The following is a 16,507-nucleotide window of genomic DNA, read 5'->3' as shown; positions in this document are numbered from 1 at the left end:
CGCCAACCACCAGCCCCTCGACGAGGTGGCGCGCTTATATGGCCGCCGTTCCCAAGCGTCAAGCGCGCCTGATGGCTTTTCGCATTGATATCGTTGGTTATTTCTGAGTCGACCGAATCCGACTCGTTCCTGACTCGCATCGGGTGAGGAGCGCAAGAATCTAACAACCACATCTGGTGGGTTTGTGGCGCAATAGCCACAATTGAAGAAGGCCGTCCCCTTTCGAGGACGGCCTTCCCATTTTTCTGTCTCAGGACCGATCTCAGTCGGCCGCGTGCTCTTCCTCGAGAGTGGGGACCGGGTGGTCCTCACCCTCGACGCCGGCGGCCAGGATGGCCCGGTCGCGCTGGGCGGCGATGGCCTTCAGGCGGTTCACGACCCCACCGGTGCCCGCCGGGATCAGGCGGCCGACGATGACGTTCTCCTTGAGGCCCTGCAGGTTATCGACACGGCCGCTGACGGCCGCCTCGGTGAGCACGCGGGTGGTCTCCTGGAAGGAGGCCGCCGAGATGAACGACTTGGTCTGCAGCGACGCCTTGGTGATGCCGAGGAGGACCGGGTCGGCCTTGGCCGGCCGCAGCTTCTCCGCGACGATCTTGGCGTTCTCGACCTCGAACTCGGCCTTGTCGACCTGTTCGCCGATCAGGAAGGTCGTGTCGCCGGCGTCCGTGATCTCGACCTTCTGCAGCATCTGACGAGCGATCGTCTCGATGTGCTTGTCGTTGATCTTCACGCCCTGCAGCCGGTAGACCTCCTGGATCTCGTTCACGAGGTATTCCGCCAGCTTCTCGATGCCCAGGACGCGCAGGATGTCGTGCGGCACCGGGTTTCCGTCGATCAGCAGGTCGCCGCGCTCCACGAAGTCGCCTTCCTGGACGGCAATTCGCTTGCCCTTCGGGATCAGGTACTCGACAGGCTCCGCACCCTCGCCTTCCGGCACGATCAGGATGCGGCGCTTGTTCTTGTAGTCCTTGCCGAACTCGATGCGGCCCGAGATGTCGCAGATGATCGCGAAATCCTTGGGCTTGCGGGCCTCGAACAGCTCCGCCACGCGCGGCAGACCGCCCGTGATGTCGCGGTTCTTGCCGCCCTCGCGCGGGATACGCGCCAGGATGTCACCGGCATGGACGTCCTGGCCGTTCTCGACCGAGAGCACCGAGTCGAGCGACAGCAGGTACCGGGCCTCCTGGCCGTTCGCCAGCATGATCGGGTTGCCGTCGGCATCGTGGATGGCGATACGCGGACGCAGGTCGCCTCCGCGCGGCTGGCCCTTCCAGTCGACCACGACGCGGTTGGAGATCCCGGTCGAATCGTCGATCACCTCGCGCATCGACACACCCTCGACGAGATCGACGTAGACCGCCTTACCCGCCTTCTCGGTGATGATCGGCAGCGTGTACGGATCCCACTCGGCCAGCTTCTGACCCTTGACCACCGCCGTGTCGCTGTCGACCAGCAGGCGCGCGCCGTACGGCACGCGATGCTTGGCCCGCTCGCGCTGGGCCCCATCGACCAGCACCAGCTCGGTGTTGCGGCCCATCACGACCGGCACGCCCGAGCTGTTGATGACGACGTTGCGGTTGCGAACCTGGACGGTGCCGTCATGGCTCGCTTCGATGTTCGACTGCTCCGCACCACGCTGCGCGGCGCCGCCGATGTGGAAGGTACGCATCGTCAGCTGCGTGCCTGGTTCGCCGATCGACTGGGCGGCGATGACGCCCACCGCCTCGCCGATGTTGACCGGGGTGCCGCGGGCCAAGTCGCGGCCGTAGCACTTGCCGCAGACGCCGATCTTGGTGTCGCAGGTCAGCACCGACCGGATGCGGATCTCCTCGATGCCGGCCTTGTCGATCTGCTCGACCTTGACCTCGTCGATGAGCTCGCCGGCCTTGCTGATCACCACGCCCGTCAGAGGGTCGATGATGTCGTCCAGCGAGGTGCGGCCGAGGACCCGCTCCGACAGCGGCTCGATGACGTCGCCGCCGTCGACGACCGCGCGCATCGTGAGGCCGCGTTCGGTCCCGCAATCCTCCTCGATGATGATGCAGTCCTGGGCAACGTCGACCAGACGGCGGGTCAGGTAACCCGAGTTCGCCGTCTTGAGCGCGGTGTCGGCCAGTCCCTTTCGGGCACCGTGGGTGGAGTTGAAGTACTCCAGAACCGACAGGCCTTCCTTGAAGTTCGACAGGATCGGCGTCTCGATGATCTCGCCCGAGGGCTTGGTCATCAGGCCGCGCATGCCCGCGAGCTGCTTCATCTGCGTGGCCGAACCGCGCGCGCCGGAATGCGCCATCATCCACACCGCGTTGACCGGACGACCCGGCTGCGGCGTCGAGATGCCCTTCATCATTTCCTCGGCCACCCGGTCCGAGCAGCGCGACCAGGCATCGACGACCTTGTTGTACTTCTCACCCGAGGTGATCAGGCCGTCCTGATACTGCTGCTCGTACTCCTTCACTTCCTTGGTGGTCTGGGCAACCAGCTTCACCTTGGCGGAGGGGATGACGAGATCGTCCTTGCCGAACGAGATGCCGGCGCGGCACGCGTGATAGAAGCCGAGACCCATCAGACGGTCGGCGAAGATCACCGTCTCCTTCTGGCCGCAGTGGCGGTAGACGGAGTCGATGACGTTCTGCAGGTCCTTCTTGGTCAGCAGGCGGTTGATCAGCGAGAACGGCAGGTTCTCGTGCTTGGGCAGGATCTGCGCCAGCAGGACGCGGCCCGGCGTGGTCTCCACGACGCGGCGGGCGAGCACGCCCTTGTCGTCGTAGGTCTCCAGACGCATCTTGATGCGGGCGTGCATCGACAGCGCGCGGCTGTGCAGCGCGTGTTCGAGGTCGCCCATGTCCGAGAACTGCGAGCCTTCGCCCGGCTCACCCTCGCGCTCCAGCGTGATGTAGTAGATGCCGAGCACGATGTCCTGCGACGGCACGATGATCGGCTTGCCCGACGCCGGCGACAGGATGTTGTTGGTCGACATCATCAGCACGCGGGCCTCGAGCTGGGCTTCCAGCGAGAGCGGCACGTGCACCGCCATCTGGTCGCCGTCGAAGTCGGCATTGAAGGCCGTGCAGACCAGGGGATGCAGCTGGATCGCCTTGCCCTCGATCAGCACCGGCTCGAACGCCTGGATGCCCAGGCGGTGCAGCGTCGGCGCGCGATTGAGCAGCACGGGATGCTCGCGGATGACCTCCTCGAGGATGTCCCAGACTTCCGGCCGCTCCTTCTCGACCATGCGCTTGGCGGCCTTGATGGTGTTGGCCATGCCGTAGTTCTGCAGGCGCGAGTAGATGAACGGCTTGAACAGTTCGAGCGCCATCTTCTTCGGCAGGCCGCACTGGTGCAGCTTGAGCTCCGGGCCGACCACGATGACCGAACGGCCCGAGTAGTCGACGCGCTTGCCGAGCAGGTTCTGGCGGAAGCGGCCCTGCTTGCCCTTCAGCATGTCGCTCAGCGACTTGAGCGGACGCTTGTTGGCGCCGGTGATGACACGGCCGCGGCGGCCGTTGTCGAACAGGGCGTCGACCGACTCCTGAAGCATGCGCTTCTCGTTGCGTACGATGATGTCCGGCGCACGCAGCTCGATCAGCCGCTTCAGGCGGTTGTTGCGGTTGATGACGCGGCGATAGAGGTCGTTCAGGTCCGAGGTCGCGAACCGGCCGCCGTCGAGCGGCACCAGCGGGCGCAGTTCGGGCGGGATCACCGGAACCAGCTCGAGGATCATCCACTCCGGACGGGCGCCGGACTCGATGAAGTTCTCGCAAAGCTTCAGGCGCTTCACGAGCTTCTTGCGCTTGGCTTCCGACGTCGTCTCACGCAGTTCCTCGCGCAGGCGGGGACGCTCTTCGTTCAGGTCGATCGCCTGCAGCATGCCGCGGATCGCCTCGGCGCCGATCTCGGCCTCGAAGGAGCCCTCGCCGTACTCGTCGAGCGCGTTGAGGTATTGCTCCTCGTTCAGCAGCTCGCGGTACTTGAGCGGAGTCAGGCCCGGATTGCTGACGACGTAGTTCTCGAAATACAGGATGCGCTCGAGGTCGCGCAGCGTCATGTCGAGCAGCAGGCCGATACGGCTCGGCAGCGACTTCAGGAACCAGATGTGCGCGACCGGCGAGGCCAGCTCGATATGGCCCATCCGCTCGCGGCGCACCTTGGTGAGGGTCACTTCGACGCCGCACTTCTCGCAGGTGATGCCGCGGAACTTCATGCGCTTGTACTTGCCGCACAGGCACTCGTAGTCCTTGATCGGCCCGAAGATGCGCGCGCAGAACAGGCCGTCACGCTCCGGCTTGAACGTGCGGTAGTTGATGGTCTCCGGCTTCTTGATCTCGCCGTGGCTCCACGTGCGGATGCGCTCGGGGCTGGCGATCGAGATGCGGATCTCGTCGAAGGTCGGCGTGCCCTGCGGCTGGCCCAGTACGTTGATGAGGTCGGTCATTTTTGTCCTACTGTTCGGTGGACGTAATTCGCGAAGAAGAGGAGTCGATCACCCTCAGGTGATCGACTGGTTGAGTTCGACATTGAGGCCGAGGGAGCGCAGCTCCTTGACCAGCACGTTGAAGGATTCCGGGATGCCCGCCTCGAACGTGTCGTCGCCGCGCACGATGGCCTCGTAGACCTTGGTGCGGCCGGCCACGTCGTCCGACTTGACGGTGAGGATCTCCTGCAGCGTGTAGGCCGCGCCGTAGGCCTCCAGCGCCCACACTTCCATTTCGCCGAAGCGCTGTCCGCCGAACTGCGCCTTGCCGCCCAGCGGCTGCTGGGTGACGAGGCTGTACGGTCCGATCGAGCGGGCGTGGATCTTGTCGTCCACGAGATGGTGCAGCTTGAGCATGTAGATGTAGCCCACGGTCACCTTACGGTCGAACGGCTCGCCGGTGCGGCCGTCGATCAGGGTGACCTGGCCCGACTTGTCGAGACCGGCCATTTCCAGCATCTCGACGATGTCGGGCTCGTGCGCGCCGTCGAACACCGGCGACGCGAAGGGCACGCCCTTGCTCAGGTTGCGGGCGAGCTCGATCGTCTGCTCGTCGCTGAGGTCGGCGATGTCGTTCTTGAACGACTTCTCGCCGTAGATCTCGCGCAGCTGCTTCTTGAGCTGGGCGACCGAGACCTCGCGGGCGTCCTCGAGCATCTTGCCGATCTTCTTGCCGAGACCCGACGCGGCCCAGCCGAGATGGGTTTCGAGAATCTGACCGACGTTCATGCGCGACGGCACGCCGAGCGGGTTCAGCACGATGTCGACCGGGCCGCCCTCCTCGAGGTACGGCATGTCTTCCAGCGGCATGATGCGCGAGATGACGCCCTTGTTGCCGTGACGGCCGGCCATCTTGTCGCCCGGCTGCAGCTTGCGCTTGGTCGCGACGAAGACCTTGACCATCTTCATCACGCCCGGCGGCAGCTCGTCGCCGCGCTGCAGCTTGTCGACCTTGCTGTCGAACCGGTCCTGCAGGCGCTTCATCGATTCGTCGAACTGCTTGTTCAGCGCCTCGATCTCCGCCTGCTTCTTGTCCGCCTTGACGGCGATCTGGCGCCACTGGCCCGGCGTGTACTCGCCCAGCACGGTGTCGATGATCTTGGTGCCGGGCTTCAGGCCCTTGAGACCGCCGGCGACCACCTGGTTCAGCAGCATTTCCTGGAGCTGGCCATAGAAGCTGCGCTCGAGGATGGCCTTTTCGTCGTCACGGTCCTTGGCGAGACGCTCGATCTCGTCGCGCTCGATGGCCAGCGCACGCTCGTCCTTGTCGACGCCGCGGCGGTTGAAGACGCGGACCTCGACGACGGTGCCCTCGACGCCCGGCGGCACCTTCAGCGAGGTGTCGCGCACGTCGGCCGCCTTCTCGCCAAAGATGGCGCGCAGCAGCTTCTCTTCCGGGGTCATCGGGCTCTCGCCCTTCGGCGTCACCTTGCCGACCAGGATGTCGCCCGCCTTCACCTCGGCGCCGATGTAGACGATTCCCGCCTCGTCGAGGTTCTTGAGGGCTTCCTCGCCGACGTTCGGGATGTCGCGGCTGATCTCCTCCTGGCCGAGCTTGGTGTCGCGGGCCATGACCTCGAACTCCTCGATGTGGATCGAGGTGAAGACGTCGTCGCGCACGATGCGCTCGGATAGCAGGATCGAGTCCTCGAAGTTGTAGCCATTCCACGGCATGAACGCGACGAGCACGTTGCGGCCGAGCGCGAGCTCGCCGTTCTGCGTCGACGGGCCGTCGGCCACGATGTCACCCTTCTTCACCGTGTCGCCGACGCGAACGAGCGGCTTCTGGGTGATGCAGGTGCTCTGGTTGGACCGCTGGAACTTCAGCAGGTTGTAGATGTCGACCGCCGGGCGATTTGGACCGACGTCCTCGGTCGCACGCACGACGATACGCATCGCGTCGACCTGGTCGACGATGCCGGTGCGGCGGGCCGAGATGGCGACGCCGGAGTCGCGGGCGACCACCTCTTCCATGCCGGTGCCGACGAGCGGCGATTCGGCCTGGATGAGCGGCACCGCCTGACGCTGCATGTTCGAGCCCATCAGCGCGCGGTTGGCGTCGTCGTTCTCGAGGAACGGGATCAGCGCCGCGGCGACCGACACGATCTGCTTGGGCGAGACGTCGACGAAGTCGATGGTCTCGGGCCGGCCGAGAATGTACTCGCCGCCCTTGCGGCACTGCACCAACTCGGACACGAACTTGCCCTTGGCGTCGATCTCGGCGTTGGCCTGGGCGACGGTGTAGCGCCCCTCCTCCATCGCCGAGAGATAGACGACCTCGTCGGTCACGCGCCCGCCGGCCACCTTGCGGTACGGGCTCTCGATGAAGCCGTACTGGTTGACGCGCGCATAGGTCGCCAGCGAGTTGATCAGACCGATGTTCGGGCCTTCCGGCGTCTCGATCGGGCAGATACGGCCGTAATGCGTCGGATGCACGTCGCGCACCTCGAAGCCGGCGCGCTCGCGGGTCAGACCGCCCGGTCCGAGCGCCGAGAGACGGCGCTTGTGGGTGACTTCCGACAGCGGGTTCGTCTGGTCCATGAACTGCGAGAGCTGCGAGGAGCCGAAGAACTCGCGCACCGCAGCCGCCGCCGGCTTGGCGTTGATCAGGTCGTGCGGCATCACGGTGTCGATGTCGATCGAGCTCATGCGCTCGCGGATCGCCCGCTCCATGCGCAGCAGGCCGACGCGGTACTGGTTCTCCATCAGCTCGCCGACCGAGCGGACGCGGCGATTGCCGAGATGGTCGATGTCGTCGATCTCGCCGCGGCCGTCCTTCAGCCCGTGCAGGACGCGCACGACGGCCAGGATGTCCTCGCGACGCAGCGTGCGCTGCGTGTCGGGAACGCCCTCGAACTCGAGGCGCATGTTCATCTTCACGCGGCCGACCGGCGACAGGTCGTAGCGGTCGATGTCGAACAGCAGGCCCTGGAACAGGGTTTCCGCCTGCTCCAGCGTCGGCGGCTCGCCGGGACGCATCACGCGATAGATATCGAGCAGGGCCTCTTCGCGGTTCGTGTTCTTGTCGGCCGCCAGCGTGTTGCGGATGTACGGCCCGACATTGACATGGTCGATCGCGAGCGTCGGCAGCAGGTCGATGTCGTTCTCGTTGAAGAGTTCGAGCACCGCCTCGGTGATCTCCTGGCCGGCCTCGACGTAGATCTCGCCGGTCTTCTCGTTGATGACGTCGAGCGCGGCGTAGCGGCCGATCAGCTCTTCCGGCGAAACGCGGATCTCCTTGAGGCCCGCCTCCTTGAGCTTGTTCAGCAGGCGCGGCGTCATCTTGGTGCCGGCCTCGGCCACCGCCTTGCCGGTCTTGCCGTTCACCAGATCGTGCGTCAGCTTCACGCCGCGCATCGATTCGGCCTCGAACGGCGTGTTCCAGCCGTCCTTGTCGCGCTTGTAGACGACCTGGCCGTAGAACGCCGCCAGGATCTCCTCCGGAGACAGGCCCTGGGCCTCGGCCGGATCGAGGGTCTGATTCTTGGCAATCGCGGCCGTGCGCTTCTTCCAGGTGGCGTCGTTGTCGAGCGCCAGCAGCAGCGTCGTCACCGGGATCTTGCGGCGGCGGTCGATGCGGACGTGGATCAGGTCCTTGGCGTCGAACTCGAAGTCGAGCCAGGAGCCGCGATAGGGGATGATGCGGGCCGCGAACAGGTACTTGCCCGAGCTGTGGGTCTTGCCCTTGTCGTGATCGAAGAAGACGCCCGGCGAACGATGCATCTGCGAGACGATCACGCGCTCGGTGCCGTTCACGATGAAGGTGCCGTTGTCGGTCATGAGCGGCATGTCGCCCATGTAGACGTCCTGCTCCTTGATATCGCGGATCGAGCGCGAGCCGGCTTCCTCGTCGATGTCCCACACCACGAGCTGGAGCGTGACCTTGAGCGGGGCGGCGTAGGTGATGCCGCGCTGCTGGCACTCCTCGACGTCGTACTTGGGCTCCTCGAACTCGTACTTCACGAACTCAAGGCTGGCGCGCTCGGCGAAGTCCTTGATCGGGAACACGCCGCGGAAGACTTCCTGCAGGCCCGATTGGGTGCGCTTGGCCGCCGGCGTGACACGCTGGAGAAAGCTCTCGTAGGAGCTCTTCTGGACCTCGATGAGGTTCGGCATCGGGGCCACCGACTCGATGTGGCCGAAGAAACGACGAATCCGTTTGCGCGTATTGAAGGCCGTGGCCATCCTGCGTCCTCGAAGGTTCAAGGGCGGTGATAAACACCCGCTGCTTTCTCGGAGCTCCCGGCCCGCCAGCCGTTCGCCCCATCCGTCGCAGAGGGCCACTTGTCGGAACGGACCCCGCAGGGAAGTCCGTTCGGAAAAGAGGCCCGAACGGGCCGGCCTCCCAAAGGAAGCCGGCCCGGCCGGTAAACGTTCTTACTTGAGCTCGACCTTGGCGCCTTCGGCCTCGAGCTTCGCCTTGAGCTTCTCGGCATCGGCCTTCGGCACGCCTTCCTTGATCGGCTTCGGCGCAGCCTCGACCAGATCCTTGGCTTCCTTGAGGCCGAGGCCGGTGATCTCGCGGACCACCTTGATGACGTTGATCTTCTTGTCGCCCGCGGCGGCGAGAACGACGGTGAACTCGTCCTTCACCTCAGCCGGAGCGGCGGCAGCGCCACCGCCGGCGGCGGCAACGGCGACCGGAGCAGCGGCGCTGACGCCCCACTTCTCTTCCAGCAGCTTGCTCAGCTGAGCAGCCTCGAGGACCGACAGGGCCGACAGCTCTTCGACCAGCTTTTCGAGATTAGCCATTTTAGTCTCCTAGTAACCCGAACTTCGATTTCGTGACGTCGATATGATTGCGACTTACGCCGCCTTCGCGCCGTCTTCCTTGGCTCCGTAAGCCCCGAACACACGAGCGAGCTGACCGGCGGGCGCCACCAGAACGCCAGCGACCTTGGTCGCCGGAGCCTGCAGCAGGCCGATGATCTTCCCGCGCAGAGCATCGAGGGACGGCAGGGTGGCGAGGGCCTGGACGCCAGCGACGTCCAATGCTTCTCCGCCGAGCGAGCCGCCGACGATGGTCAGCTTTTCGTTGTCCTTGGCATAGGCCGCGACGACTTTCGCCGCTGCGACCGGATCCTTGGAATAGGCGATGGCAGTCGGTCCCGTGAACATGGGGCCGAGCGCCGTGAAGGGCGTACCCTCGAGGGCACGCAGCGTGAGCCGATTCTTCGTGACCTTGTAGCTAGCGCCGGCTGCCCTGATCTTGCGACGCAGGTCCGTCACTTCCTGGACGGTCAGACCTGACTGGCGAGTGATCACCATCAGGTTGGCGTCCTTGAAGATCTGGTTCAGCTCGACGATCGCTTCGGCCTTTTCCGAACGATTCACGGCTTTCTCCAACTAAGGTCCAACCCGGGGGATCCGGATCGGACCGGCTGCGTTACAGACTGCGCAGCCTCCGTTAGCGGGTTAGCGCGAACGGAGACCTCGCGGTCCGGTTCGCCTGCCCCGGAAGTTCGGGCGCGTGCGCGCATCGCAAGATGCAGCGTCGATTCCCTTGCCCCCGTCTGCGCTGGCGGGTTTCCCCATTAGACGAGGCCCTTGGGGGCCCCGTACCGGCGGTCTCGGACAGGTGGAGCTCGGAACCTCACGGTCCCTTCGCTCCCTCCGTCGCGAACCTCGCGGCCCGCGGCGGAAACTCTAAAACTCTTCGCCCGCGCCTCAGGTCGTGAGGGCGGTAGCAGGGTCGAGCTTGATGCCCGGCCCCATCGTCGAGCTCAGCGACACCTTCTTGATGAAGGTACCCTTGGCGCCCGACGGCTTGGCCCGGTTGATGGCCGAAACCAGCGCCTTGACGTTGGCGGCGATCGCCTCCTCGCTGAACGAGGCCTTGCCGACACCTGCATGAACGATGCCAGCCTTCTCGGCGCGGAACTCGATCGAGCCGGCCTTGGCGGCCTTCACCGCCGCAGCGACGTCCTGCGTCACCGTGCCGAGCTTCGGGTTCGGCATCAGGCCGCGCGGGCCCAGCACCTTACCGAGACGGCCGACGATACCCATCATGTCCGGCGTGGCGATGCAGCGCTCGAACGCCATCTCGCCGCCGTTGATCTTCTCGGCCAAGTCCTCGGCGCCGACCAGGTCGGCACCGGCCGCCTTGGCCTCATCCGCCTTCGGGCCGCGGGCGAACACCGCCACACGCACAGACTTGCCGGTGCCGTTCGGCAGCTCGATCATGCCGCGCACCGCCTGGTCGGCGTGACGCGGATCGATGCCGAGGTTCATCGCGACCTCGATGGTCTCATCGAACTTCGCCTTGGCGTTGGCCTTGACGATCTTCACCGCCTCTTCGAGCGGGTACATCTTCTCGCGGTCGACCGCGGCGGATGCCGTCTTGAAACGCTTGCCCTGGGCCATGGTCCTACTCCACCACCTGGAGACCCATCGAGCGGGCCGAGCCCACCACCTGGGCCATCGCCGACTCGACGCTGTCGCAGTTGAGATCGGGCATCTTCTGTTCGGCGATCTCCTTGACCTGCTTCTTCGTCACCTTGCCGACGATCTGCGTGCCGACCGTCTTGGCGCCCGACTCGATGCCGGCCGCCTTCTTGAGGAAATAGGTCACCGGCGGCGTCTTGGTGACGAACGTGAAGCTGCGATCCTGGAACACGGTGATGACCACCGGGATCGGCATGCCCGGTTCCATCTTCTGCGTCTTGGCGTTGAACTGCTTGCAGAATTCCATGATGTTGACGCCCTGCTGACCGAGCGCGGGGCCGATCGGCGGAGACGGATTGGCCTTGCCAGCCGGCACTTGCAGCTTGACGTAGGCTTGGATCTTTTTAGCCATGCATACCCCTTGTCTGTGGGTGGCGCGGTTCGGCTATGGCTGGCCTCCCGCACCGATTGATGATCAAGCCCTTGATCCCTAAGGATTTTCGGTCTCGACCCACCTCATGAGAAAAGGCTGGCGCACGGCCAGCCCCCTCAAGGGCGCGCGATCTACCAAATTAGATCGCCCGCCACAACCCCCGAATCGTTCCCCAATATGGGGGCGAATCAGATCTTTTCCACCTGCGCGTAGTCGAGTTCGACCGGGGTCGAACGCCCGAAGATCGAGACGGCGACCTTCAGGCGGGCGCGCTCCTCGTCCACGTCCTCCACGGTGCCGTTGAACGAGGCAAACGGGCCGTCCGCAACCTTGACCTGCTCGCCGATTTCGAAGCTGACGGCGGGCTTGGGACGCTCCACGCCCTCCTGGACCTGCTTAAGGATGCGGTTCGCCTCGGCGTCCGAGATCGGCACCGGCTTGCCGCGGCCGCCGCCGCCGAGGAATCCCGTCACCTTGGCCGTGTTCTTGACCAGGTGCCAGGAGTCGTCCGTGAGGTCCATCTTCACCAGCACGTAGCCCGGGAAGAACTTGCGCTCGGTGTTCACCTTGGCGCCGCGGCGCACCTCGACGACCTCTTCCGTCGGCACGATCACCTCGGTGATCTCGTCGTCGAGGCCCTTCTTTCCGGCCTGCTCGCGGATCGACTGGGCAACCTTGTTCTCGAAGCCGGAGTAGGCGTGGACGACGTACCAGCGATGAGCCATGTCAGGAAACTCCGAGCAGAAGCTTCACGACGAAGCCAATGACCTTGTCGGCCACAAGGAAAAACAGCGCCGCGATGACGACGAAGATGAACACCATGCTGGTGGTGATCATGGTTTCGCGCCGCGTCGGCCAGGTGACCCGGGCCACCTCGGCCCGGACTTCACGGGCGAACTCGATCGGATTCTTTGTCGTCATGGGTGCCGTTCTTCAAATAATGGCAGGAGCGGAGGGGCTCGAACCCCCGACCCTCGGTTTTGGAGACCGATGCTCTACCAACTGAGCTACACTCCTGCAGTCAAATCACCGCCGCTTGGTGACGGCGGTGATCCTCTATAGCACTACTTTACGACTTTGGTGACGACGCCGGCGCCGACGGTGCGTCCGCCCTCGCGGATGGCGAAGCGCAGGCCCTCGTCCATGGCGATCGGCTGGATCAGCTCCACCACCAGCCGCGCGTTGTCGCCCGGCATCACCATCTCCGTGCCTTCCGGCAGCGTCACCACGCCCGTCACGTCCGTCGTCCGGAAGTAGAACTGCGGACGGTAGTTCGTGAAGAACGGCGTGTGGCGGCCGCCCTCTTCCTTCGTCAGGATGTACGCCTCGGCCTCGAAGTTCGTGTGCGGCGTGATCGAGCCCGGCTTCGCCAGCACCTGGCCACGCTCCACGTCCTCGCGGCCCACGCCGCGCAGCAGCGCGCCGATGTTGTCGCCCGCCTCGCCCGAATCCAGCAGCTTCCGGAACATCTCCACGCCCGTGACCGTCGTCTTCGACGTCGCCTTCAGGCCCACGATCTCGACTTCCTCGCCCACCTTAACGATGCCGCGCTCCACGCGACCCGTGACCACCGTGCCGCGGCCCGAGATCGAGAACACGTCCTCGATCGGCATCAGGAACGGCTTGTCCTTGTCGCGCGCAGGCTGCGGAATGTACGCGTCAACCTCCGCCATCAGCTTCAGCACCGCCTGCTCGCCCAGCTCCGGGTTCTTGTCCTCAAGCGCCATCAGCGCCGACCCCCGAACCACCGGGATGTCGTCGCCCGGGAACTGGTAGCTCTTCAGAAGCTCGCGAACCTCCAGTTCGACCAGGTCCAGAAGCTCCGGATCGTCCACCATGTCGCACTTGTTCATGAAAACCACCAGCGCCGGAACGCCGACCTGGCGCGCCAGGAGGATGTGCTCGCGCGTCTGCGGCATCGGGCCGTCGGCCGCAGAAACCACCAGGATCGCCCCGTCCATCTGCGCCGCGCCCGTGATCATGTTCTTCACGTAGTCGGCGTGGCCCGGGCAGTCCACGTGCGCGTAGTGACGGTTCGTCGTCTCGTACTCGACGTGCGCCGTCGAGATCGTGATGCCGCGCTCCCGCTCTTCCGGAGCCTTGTCGATCTGGTCGTACGCCGTGAACGTCGCGCCGCCCGTCTTCGCGAGGATCTTCGTGATCGCCGCCGTCAGCGACGTCTTCCCATGGTCAACGTGACCGATCGTACCGATGTTGCAGTGCGGCTTGTTCCGCTCAAACTTCGCCTTCGACATGGTGTCACGACCCTCGTGATTCTTTCAGACACTGACCGAACTAACTGGCCGACTGGGCCAATCCTGGAGCGGGTGAAGGGAATCGAACCCTCGTCGTAAGCTTGGAAGGCTTCTGCTCTACCATTGAGCTACACCCGCAACGCCCGATTACAGCCGATCCCGCGCGATGGTCCGATGGTGGAGGGGGAAGGATTCGAACCTTCGTAGACGCGAAGTCGGCAGATTTACAGTCTGCTGCCATTGACCGCTCGGCCACCCCTCCGTCCCAACGGGCATAGAACGAAAAAGCCTGTAGGGGCGCGGAGATACAGTGCCGCCCGGTCGGCTGCAAGCACTTACTTGAAGGCCGGAGGAACGGGAGGCCCCGGCAACCGCAAAACCCGCGGAGTCCCGCGGCCGACCGTGCCATCCCACCCCGGGCCTGTGCCGCGGCCGCAGCATTGCCCACAGGAGCCCCGCGCCATACAAGGCTCGCCATGCGCCCTCGCCCCAACCGTCCCCATCGCCAGTCCCGCACAGGCAACCAGTCCATCTGGATCTTCGGTCGCCACGCCGTGCTCGCGGCCCTCGCCAATCCCGACCGCCGCATCGAGCGCGTGTTCGCCACGAAGGAAATGGCCGACAGTCACGCCGCCGCGATCGGCAAGACGGCCATGACCATCACGTCCCGCGAGGACCTCAACCAGCGCCTGCCCAACGGCTCCGTCCACCAGGGCATCGCCGCCCTCGTGGCTCCCCTGGAAGAGCCCGGGATCGAGGACATTCTCGGCCGCTGCGGCGACAATGCCCTGGTCCTGGCGCTCGACCAGGTCAGCGACCCGCACAATGTCGGCGCCATCCTGCGCTCCGCCGCCGCCTTCGGCGCCGCCGGCGTGATCGTGACCGACCGCCACACCCCTTCCGACACCGGCACACTGGCCAAGTCCGCTTCCGGCGCGCTCGAAGTCGTGCCGCTGGTGCGCGCCGTCAACCTTGCCCGCACCCTCGACCAGCTCAAGGAGGCCGGTTTCTGGACCTACGGGCTGGCCGAGAGCGGCGACACGAAGATCGGCGACCTCGACCTCAAGGGCCGCACCTGCATCGTGCTGGGCGCGGAAGGCGAAGGGCTGCGGCGGCTGACCGCAGACAAATGCGACCGGCTGGTGACGATTCCCACCAGCAACGCCCTGTCCGCCCTCAATGTCTCCAATGCCGCCGCCGTCGCGGCCTACGAGTGGGCGCGACAACGCCCGGCGGTTTGAGGTAAAGGTCCCGCCGCAAGGTCCGGCGCCGGGTTAGCACAGCGGTAGTGCAGCGGTTTTGTAAACCGAAGGTCGGGGGTTCGATCCCCTCACCCGGCACCATTCCCGGGCGATGGCCCGCCGGCCTTCTCCCGCTCTTCCAGCGACAGGGACGTGCCGCATGACCTCCCGCCTTCCCCCGGTCCAGACGCTCTCGCCCGAGGACATCGGGCGCTTCGGTCCCGACCCGGAGGCCGCCTTCCGCGTCAATCTCGCCGCCGTGGAGACTCGAATCGCCGCCGCCTGCGCGCGGGCCGGGCGCGACCGGGCTTCAGTGCGGTTGCTGCCCATCACCAAGACTGTGCCGGCGCACATTCTGCGCCTCGCCCATGCCGCCGGCGTCCGCCCCTTCGGCGAGAACAAGATCCAGGAAGCCGTGGGCAAGCGCGAGCTGCTGCAGGACCTGCCCATCGACTGGTGCATCGTCGGCCATCTGCAGAGCAACAAGGCGAAGTACCTGGCGCGCCTCGCGCGAGAGTTCCACGCGCTCGACAGCGCCAAGCTGGCCGAACTCCTCGACAGGCGGCTGGAGATCGAGGACCGCGTCCTCGACGTCTACATCCAGGTCAACACGTCCGACGAAGACACCAAGTACGGCCTGCATCCCGACGCGCTGATCCCCTTCATCGAGACACTCGGACAGTACAGACGCCTGAGGCCGCGCGGCCTGATGACCCTGGCCCTGCTCAATGCCGACATGGAGAAGGTAAGGCCCTGCTTCGCCCTGTTGCGCCGCCTGCGCGACGAGGCGGTCAGGCTCAACCCGGCCCTGACCGAACTGTCGATGGGCATGTCGGGCGATTTCGAGGAAGCGATCGAGGAAGGATCGAACGTCGTGCGCGTTGGCCAGGCGATCTTCGGCAAGCGGCCGACGCCGGACGGCCACTACTGGCCGGGCCTGCTCAAATCCTGAGTGTCCGACAGGCGCCGGTCGAGAAGCTCCAGCGCCAGCAGCACCTCCGCCAGCAGGCGCTGGAAGGCGTAGAACCAGCCGGCCCGGCCGTCGAGCACCGCGCCCTTGACGAACAGCACGTAGCCCAGCACCAGGATCGGCGCAGGCCAGCCCATCAGGCGCAGCCTGTCGACGCGCCCCAGCCGCTCCCGCGGGGTCTCGAGAAGGTGGGCGGCCTCGCGCGCGGCGTACTTGAGCTGCGAACCCAGCCAGCGCGACAACGGCTTGCGGTCGTCGTGATAGATCGCATTCCTGAGGTCCGACACCCGCCCCTGCAGGCGGATGCGATGCCCGTGCCCCTCGTTCTCGTAGCGCGCACCCGCGACCCGATACAGCACGGCGCGCGGCGGGTAGAGCGTGCCCCGCAGCGCATGGCCATGGATGCGGTAGACGAAGGCCGCCCTGTAGCCGACGTCCCCCGCAGCGGGCTGCAATCCCTCCAGCTCCGAAACGAAGCCGTCGCTCAGCTCGTAATCGGCGTCGAGCGACAGGACCCAGTCGGTACGGATCTGGCTCAGGCCGAAATTGCACTGCTCGGCAAAGCTGTCGAACGGGCGGTAGATCACGTCGATGCGCTGGTCCTTCGCCAGCACGTCGAGCGTACCGTCGGTGCTGCCGCTGTCGATCACGACGATGCGTCGGGCCCAGCCGAGCCTCGCCAGCGTCCGCTCGATATTCTGGATCTCGTTGAACGTGATCAGCAGCGGCGTGACGGAATCGAGGTCCATG

At 65.5% G+C, this 16,507-nt stretch carries 12 protein-coding genes and 4 tRNA genes; 3 read left to right on the top strand and 13 right to left on the bottom strand.

Features of this window, described 5'->3' with window-relative positions; genetic code table 11:
* Nucleotides 1–262 precede the first annotated feature (262 nt).
* The 12 genes from rpoC to LJ725_RS18995 all read right to left on the bottom strand — a co-directional run bounded on the left by rpoC (nt 263) and on the right by LJ725_RS18995 (nt 13,808).
* Nucleotides 263–4,435: a DNA-directed RNA polymerase subunit beta' gene (gene rpoC / locus LJ725_RS19050; protein WP_230552230.1), complete on the bottom strand. Its 4,173-nt coding sequence runs from the start codon at nt 4,433–4,435 to the stop codon at nt 263–265.
* 54 nt (nt 4,436–4,489) lie between these two features.
* Nucleotides 4,490–8,659, bottom strand: coding sequence for a DNA-directed RNA polymerase subunit beta (gene rpoB, locus LJ725_RS19045; protein WP_230552229.1), 4,170 nt, complete (start codon nt 8,657–8,659; stop codon nt 4,490–4,492).
* A 192-nt stretch (nt 8,660–8,851) separates the two neighbouring features.
* The gene (gene rplL, locus LJ725_RS19040) at nt 8,852–9,226 is read right to left on the bottom strand and encodes a 50S ribosomal protein L7/L12 (protein WP_230552228.1); all 375 of its coding nucleotides are present in this window, start codon (nt 9,224–9,226) and stop codon (nt 8,852–8,854) included.
* A gap of 54 nt (nt 9,227–9,280) precedes the next feature.
* Nucleotides 9,281–9,808 (bottom strand): 50S ribosomal protein L10, encoded by a 528-nt coding sequence (gene rplJ, locus LJ725_RS19035; protein WP_230552227.1) that lies wholly within the window; start codon nt 9,806–9,808, stop codon nt 9,281–9,283.
* 333 nt (nt 9,809–10,141) lie between these two features.
* Nucleotides 10,142–10,837 (bottom strand): 50S ribosomal protein L1, encoded by a 696-nt coding sequence (gene rplA / locus LJ725_RS19030; RefSeq protein ID WP_230552226.1) that lies wholly within the window; start codon nt 10,835–10,837, stop codon nt 10,142–10,144.
* A gap of 4 nt (nt 10,838–10,841) precedes the next feature.
* Nucleotides 10,842–11,270: a 50S ribosomal protein L11 gene (rplK, locus tag LJ725_RS19025; protein ID WP_230552225.1), complete on the bottom strand. Its 429-nt coding sequence runs from the start codon at nt 11,268–11,270 to the stop codon at nt 10,842–10,844.
* A 209-nt stretch (nt 11,271–11,479) separates the two neighbouring features.
* Nucleotides 11,480–12,016, bottom strand: a complete 537-nt coding sequence (nusG, locus tag LJ725_RS19020) for a transcription termination/antitermination protein NusG (protein ID WP_068195466.1) — start codon at nt 12,014–12,016, stop codon at nt 11,480–11,482.
* A gap of 1 nt (nt 12,017) precedes the next feature.
* A complete protein-coding gene (gene secE, locus LJ725_RS19015) occupies nt 12,018–12,212 on the bottom strand; it encodes a preprotein translocase subunit SecE (RefSeq protein ID WP_068195463.1) in 195 nt (64 codons plus the stop codon).
* 20 nt (nt 12,213–12,232) lie between these two features.
* Nucleotides 12,233–12,308 (bottom strand) — tRNA-Trp (locus LJ725_RS19010).
* A gap of 47 nt (nt 12,309–12,355) precedes the next feature.
* Nucleotides 12,356–13,546 (bottom strand): elongation factor Tu, encoded by a 1,191-nt coding sequence (gene tuf, locus LJ725_RS19005; RefSeq protein ID WP_230552224.1) that lies wholly within the window; start codon nt 13,544–13,546, stop codon nt 12,356–12,358.
* 64 nt (nt 13,547–13,610) lie between these two features.
* A tRNA-Gly gene (locus tag LJ725_RS19000) sits at nt 13,611–13,684 on the bottom strand.
* Between the two features lie 37 nt (nt 13,685–13,721).
* Nucleotides 13,722–13,808 (bottom strand) — tRNA-Tyr (locus LJ725_RS18995).
* 214 nt (nt 13,809–14,022) lie between these two features.
* Between LJ725_RS18995 and rlmB the strand changes: the two genes are divergently transcribed.
* The 3 genes from rlmB to LJ725_RS18980 all read left to right on the top strand — a co-directional run bounded on the left by rlmB (nt 14,023) and on the right by LJ725_RS18980 (nt 15,739).
* A complete protein-coding gene (gene rlmB / locus LJ725_RS18990) occupies nt 14,023–14,787 on the top strand; it encodes a 23S rRNA (guanosine(2251)-2'-O)-methyltransferase RlmB (RefSeq protein WP_230552223.1) in 765 nt (254 codons plus the stop codon).
* 27 nt (nt 14,788–14,814) lie between these two features.
* Nucleotides 14,815–14,889, top strand: a tRNA-Thr gene (locus LJ725_RS18985).
* A gap of 58 nt (nt 14,890–14,947) precedes the next feature.
* Nucleotides 14,948–15,739: a YggS family pyridoxal phosphate-dependent enzyme gene (locus LJ725_RS18980; RefSeq protein WP_230552222.1), complete on the top strand. Its 792-nt coding sequence runs from the start codon at nt 14,948–14,950 to the stop codon at nt 15,737–15,739.
* Here the strand turns inward: LJ725_RS18980 and LJ725_RS18975 are convergent.
* Complete coding sequence (locus LJ725_RS18975; RefSeq protein ID WP_230552221.1) at nt 15,712–16,506, bottom strand: glycosyltransferase family 2 protein; 795 nt, start codon at nt 16,504–16,506, stop codon at nt 15,712–15,714. The two genes, LJ725_RS18980 and LJ725_RS18975, sit on opposite strands and share 28 nt — an antisense overlap.
* Between the last annotated feature and the right edge of the window lies 1 nt (nt 16,507).

The organism is Reyranella aquatilis (assembly GCF_020880995.1).
In the GTDB taxonomy this organism is placed as follows: domain Bacteria; phylum Pseudomonadota; class Alphaproteobacteria; order Reyranellales; family Reyranellaceae; genus Reyranella; species Reyranella aquatilis.
The sequence above is the reverse complement of the archived record's forward strand: the minus strand, read 5'-3'. Positions and strand labels throughout refer to the sequence as shown.

What these genes read in the sequence shown, in the direction of transcription:
- rpoC (WP_230552230.1), bottom strand. Translation starts at nt 4,435, where the DNA reads ATGACCGACCTCATCAACGTACTGGGCCAGCCGCAGGGCACGCCGACC.
- rpoB (WP_230552229.1), bottom strand. Translation starts at nt 8,659, where the DNA reads ATGGCCACGGCCTTCAATACGCGCAAACGGATTCGTCGTTTCTTCGGC.
- rplL (WP_230552228.1), bottom strand. Translation starts at nt 9,226, where the DNA reads ATGGCTAATCTCGAAAAGCTGGTCGAAGAGCTGTCGGCCCTGTCGGTC.
- rplA (WP_230552226.1), bottom strand. Translation starts at nt 10,837, where the DNA reads ATGGCCCAGGGCAAGCGTTTCAAGACGGCATCCGCCGCGGTCGACCGC.
- rplK (WP_230552225.1), bottom strand. Translation starts at nt 11,270, where the DNA reads ATGGCTAAAAAGATCCAAGCCTACGTCAAGCTGCAAGTGCCGGCTGGC.
- nusG (WP_068195466.1), bottom strand. Translation starts at nt 12,016, where the DNA reads ATGGCTCATCGCTGGTACGTCGTCCACGCCTACTCCGGCTTCGAGAAC.
- secE (WP_068195463.1), bottom strand. Translation starts at nt 12,212, where the DNA reads ATGACGACAAAGAATCCGATCGAGTTCGCCCGTGAAGTCCGGGCCGAG.
- tuf (WP_230552224.1), bottom strand. Translation starts at nt 13,546, where the DNA reads ATGTCGAAGGCGAAGTTTGAGCGGAACAAGCCGCACTGCAACATCGGT.
- rlmB (WP_230552223.1), top strand. Translation starts at nt 14,023, where the DNA reads ATGCGCCCTCGCCCCAACCGTCCCCATCGCCAGTCCCGCACAGGCAAC.
- LJ725_RS18980 (WP_230552222.1), top strand. Translation starts at nt 14,948, where the DNA reads ATGACCTCCCGCCTTCCCCCGGTCCAGACGCTCTCGCCCGAGGACATC.
- LJ725_RS18975 (WP_230552221.1), bottom strand. Translation starts at nt 16,506, where the DNA reads ATGGACCTCGATTCCGTCACGCCGCTGCTGATCACGTTCAACGAGATC.